Raw genomic sequence first — 4,238 nt, forward strand, 5'->3', positions numbered from 1 at the left:
GGGCTTGGTGGGGCGGGGTGGATGTAGGTAGATAAGTTGCCTACATGTAGCCACCATGTAGTTTGTCCCTGTCACCCCCTGTTTCGGAGGCTCTCCCCGCCATGAACACCCAGCCGCAGGAACGTCGTAACCACCTCCGATTCGACAAGATCTTCACCGTGTACCTGTCCACGCAGGACGGGATGATGCGGGGCATCGGCCGCAACATCAGCGCGCGGGGCATGTTCATCGAGGTGCGCGACTCGCTGGGCCTGGGCGAGAAGCTGAAGGTGACGTTCGCGGGCGAGGACGGCACGGAGATGACGTGCCTGTGCGAGGTGCGCTACCAGGTGGCGCTGGCCTTCGGGCGCAAGGACGGGCGTCCGGGCAACAGCCGTGGCGTGGGCCTGCGCATCGTGGCGTACGAGACGATGGACGACGCGCCGCTGCTCCTGGTGGACCGCGAGCGGGTGATGCACTGAAAGACCGCGGGGCACGGCCCTTCCCCTTCGAAGAGGGAAGACACCGTGCCCCGGGCGTGGGACTCGAAGCGGCTTTGACGCGGATGCCTACTGCGAGAAGCCTTCGAGCAGGTAGTGGGCCTCGATGCGCTTGAGCGCGAGGATCATCGCGGCGCAGCGGCTGTCCACGGCCTTGCCGATGCAGTACGGGCGGCTGTCGTGCATCTCCGTCTTGCGCGGCTGGTTGCGCGAGATGTCGCGGATGATGCGGTAGTTGCGCTTCATGGCGCGCTCGAGGCGCTGATCGACTTCCGCCTCGCTCCAGCGCTCCATGCGCTTGTTCTGGATCCACTCGTAGTAGCTGACCGTCACGCCGCCGGCGTTGGCGATGATGTCCGGGATGAGCTCGATGCCGCGCTTCTGCAGGACGCGGTCGGCTTCCGGGGTGGTGGGGCCGTTGGCGCCTTCGGCGATGAGCTTCACCTTGAGGCGCTCGGCGACGTCGGCGGTGATTTCGCCACCCAGGGCGGCGGGGACGAGGATGTCCGCCTGCACGTCCCAGAGGTCCTTCTTCTCGATGCGCTGGGCGCCGGGGAACCCGATGACGGAGCGCTTGAGGTTCTTGGGGTCCGACACGTAGGCGGCCAGCGCGTTCACGTCGATGCCGTCGCCGTTGAAGATGGAGCCGTCGGCGTCGTTCACCGCGAGCAGCCGGGCGCCCATGTTGCCCAGGATGATGGCGGCGTGGCTGCCCACGTTGCCGAAGCCCTGGAGGACGAAGGTCTTGCCCTTCACGCTCTCGCCGCGGTCGGCGTAGTAGTCCTCGATGCAGAACGCGACGCCCTGGCCGGTGGCCTTGCCGCGGCCTTCGGAACCGCCGATGCGCACGTCCTTGCCGGTGACGATGCCGCGCAGGTTGTGGCGCTCGCGCTCACCGTCGGAGAACTGGCGGTAGAGCAGCGCCATGATCTCCGGGTTCGTGCCCACGTCCGGCGCCGGGATGTCGATGTTCGGCCCGATGAGGCTCTTGAGCCGGTACATGAAGCGCAGGGTGATGGCCTCGATCTCCTCGCGGCCGTACTCGCGCGGATCCAACTGGATGCCGCCCTTGCCGCCGCCGAAGGGGACTTCCGCGATGGCGGTCTTCCAGGTCATCTCCGCGGCGAGCGCCTTGAAGAGGTCCAGGGACACCTCGCGGTGGTAGCGCAGGCCGCCCTTGTAGGGGCCGCGGGCCTGGTTGTGCTGGACGCGGTAGGCCTTGAAGCGCTGCGACTCACCGGGGACCAGCTGGTAGACGAGCCCGTCCGGCAGGCGCAGGTGGCCGTGGCGGATGGCGACGTCGGAGCCCAGGAGGGCGCGGCCGTTGAGGATGATGTTGCCGTTGGCCAGGCGCTCCAGGCCCTCGGTGTTGCGCACCTGGGTGACGGACAGGTCGGCGAAGGACTTGGCCTCCTCGGGCAGCAGGGGGACGAGCCGGTCCTTGAGCTTCGCGGTGACGTAGAAGATGTGCTCGTAGTCGGGCTCTTCGAGCTCCAGACGCACGCGCTTGTCCAGGCCGATGAGATCCGCCGCGAAGTGGAAGATCTCCATCGCCTCCGTGTAGATGGTGCGCTTGGGCGTAGGGGCCGGGGCGCGCATGAAAGTCTCTTCGCTGGCCATGATGGAATGTGCTCCTTGAGGGCCCACCCTGAATGGGGGCCACAGGGGAAAGCGGGGCCCTTATGTGCACAGGCTCAACAGGGGGTCAACCGCTGCGGAGTCCGGCATTTCTCCAAATTGTGGAGAAAAGACGCGCACTTAGCCGACGCGGTGTGTCACTCCACCGGATGCGCCGTGTCATGAATGTCAGGGCTTCTGGATGGAAGAAGCGGCGGTGGCGGCGGGCGGTGAAGCGGGGGTGGAGATTCTGCTTGCGGGCCCAGAACGTGGATGGTACTTACGCGCCGCTTTCAGCCGTCGCGCCGACATAGCTCAGTTGGTAGAGCAACTGATTCGTAATCAGTAGGTCTCCGGTTCAAATCCGGATGTCGGCTCCAAAAGAAGAAGGCCGGTTGCCCCTGGGCAGCCGGCCTTTTTTGTTTTCGGGGAGTGGAACGCGCGAAGGCCTTGAGCCCGCGACCTCGTCGCTGAAGGCTCTCGCGCATGAACCCTCACGACAGCTTGCTGGGGCATCTGGCGTCACGTCTCAGCGCCCATCCTGAAAACGTGGCCACGGAGGCGCTCGCGTTCATCCTGCGCCAGAACGAGTACCTGCGTCAGGCGGTCCTGCGATTCCTGGAGGGGTTGGGGGTTCCTCCGCCACAGGTGGTGTCCTTCTCGGCGCAGCAAAGCGAGGAGAACGCCGCACGTCCGGATCTGCGCGGCGCCGACAAGAGCGGAGCTCCGGTCCTCTTCATTGAAGCGAAGTTCTGGGCGGGGCTGACCGACCACCAGCCCGTGTCGTACCTTCGGGCGCTTCCGTCAGATAGACCGACGACGCTGCTGTTCATCGTGCCGGAAGCACGGCGCCAGATGCTGTGGCGAGAGCTTCTGGTGCGCTGCAAGGAGGGCTTCCAGGAATCTGCCGCTTTCGAGAGTGAGCGACAGTCCGTCGCTCAAGTGGGGCCGAACAGGTTTCTCGCCATCTCCGCCTGGAAGCCGTTCCTGGAGAGCCTCCAGAGTGCGGCCCTCTCCCAGGGGGACCGTGTTTCCTCCGAGAACCTGAACCAGCTCCTGGGATTGTGCACGCGCGAGGATACGACGGCTTTTCTTCCGCTGCGTCAGGAGGAGTTGTCGGCAGGCATCGGGCAGCGGATCTTCCAGTTCGGGGCCCTCGTCGATGAAGTCTGTGAGTCCGCCGTCGAGCAGAAGATTTGTGTTCGGGGACCGAGCGGCGGCTCCAAGCTGTCCTACTATCGGACGGTTCGGCTCGCGGGGCATGACTTCTACTTTTACCTGAGTCCCTGGCGCTGGCACACGTTGGCAGAAACGCCTTTCTGGCTGGAGTTTCCCAGCGACAGGAACTCCTGGGATGACTTGCTGCAAGCCCTGCATCCACTTGCATTGCAGTCACCGCCGATGATCCTCCGCGATCCAAGCTGGCGGGACACCCCAGTCATTCCTCTCCATCCGAAACTCGGCGTGGAACATCACGAAGTCATCCAGGGAATGGTGGACAGGCTTCGCAACATCCGCGACCTGATTCCGGCATCGCCTCCCTGAAATCCCTTCTGGGTGACGGCACCCCGTTCAACGCAGTGGCGGAGGGCAAGGCAGGCCGCCAGGTTGACCTCAAGGCTACTGGTCAGTAGGTTACCTGAAAGTAACCTACTCGTCGGTAACACCACGGCGATGCTGGAGCCCCCATGTACCTGGCCGTCTGTGGCGCCACCTTCCTTGGGACGTACCTGCTCAACATCCTCATGATCACGGTGGGCTACCACCGCTCCGTGGCGCACAAGGCCGTGCGGCTCCACCCGGCATTGCGCAGGGCCGTCATCCTGGGTGGCAACTGGCTCACCGGCCTGGATCCGAAGGCGTGGGTGGTGATGCACCGGCTGCACCACGAGCACTCGGACACGCCGTTGGATCCGCACTCGCCCGTCAACGTGGGCATCCTGGGCATCGGGCTGGAGCAACTGCGCAACTACAAAAAGGTCATCATCGGGTTGCTGAAGCAGAAGCCGGAGTACACCCGCTACGCGAAGGATCTCGAGTTCCCGCTGAGCACGTTGACCCGCTCCGGGCTCTGGTTCCTTCCGTATGTGTTGCACGCGGCCATCGGGCTCGCGTTGGGGGTGGGGGTGGGGTGGCTGTTGG

At 64.8% G+C, this 4,238-nt stretch carries 4 protein-coding genes and 1 tRNA gene; 4 read left to right on the top strand and 1 reads right to left on the bottom strand.

What is annotated here, in order from left to right; translation table 11 throughout:
- Positions 1–101: 101 nt before the first annotated feature.
- Entirely contained in the window at positions 102–461 is a 360-nt protein-coding gene (locus D7X74_RS40090; protein ID WP_120538204.1) for a PilZ domain-containing protein, read from the top strand.
- Between the two features lie 87 nt (positions 462–548).
- Here D7X74_RS40090 and D7X74_RS40095 read toward each other — a convergent pair whose 3' ends face one another.
- Positions 549–2,099 carry a Glu/Leu/Phe/Val dehydrogenase gene (locus tag D7X74_RS40095; RefSeq protein ID WP_120538205.1) on the bottom strand — a complete coding sequence of 517 codons (1,551 nt, stop codon included), beginning with the start codon at positions 2,097–2,099 and terminating at the stop codon, positions 549–551.
- Positions 2,100–2,400: 301 nt separating this feature from the next.
- Here D7X74_RS40095 and D7X74_RS40100 point away from each other — a divergent pair.
- The 3 genes from D7X74_RS40100 to D7X74_RS40110 form a co-directional block, all read left to right on the top strand.
- Positions 2,401–2,476 (top strand) — tRNA-Thr (locus D7X74_RS40100).
- A gap of 106 nt (positions 2,477–2,582) precedes the next feature.
- Positions 2,583–3,641 carry a hypothetical protein gene (locus D7X74_RS40105; protein ID WP_120538206.1) on the top strand — a complete coding sequence of 353 codons (1,059 nt, stop codon included), beginning with the start codon at positions 2,583–2,585 and terminating at the stop codon, positions 3,639–3,641.
- A 143-nt stretch (positions 3,642–3,784) separates the two neighbouring features.
- On the top strand, positions 3,785–4,238 hold a 454-nt coding region (locus tag D7X74_RS40110), incomplete at its 3' end, for a fatty acid desaturase (protein ID WP_370450862.1).

The organism is Corallococcus sp. CA047B (assembly GCF_003612065.1).
Classification (GTDB): Bacteria; Myxococcota; Myxococcia; order Myxococcales; family Myxococcaceae; genus Corallococcus; species Corallococcus praedator.

Excerpts from the sequence above, each read along its gene's own strand:
- D7X74_RS40095 (WP_120538205.1), bottom strand. The coding sequence starts at position 2,099 with ATGGCCAGCGAAGAGACTTTCATGCGCGCCCCGGCCCCTACGCCCAAG.
- D7X74_RS40090 (WP_120538204.1), top strand. The coding sequence starts at position 102 with ATGAACACCCAGCCGCAGGAACGTCGTAACCACCTCCGATTCGACAAG.
- D7X74_RS40105 (WP_120538206.1), top strand. The coding sequence starts at position 2,583 with ATGAACCCTCACGACAGCTTGCTGGGGCATCTGGCGTCACGTCTCAGC.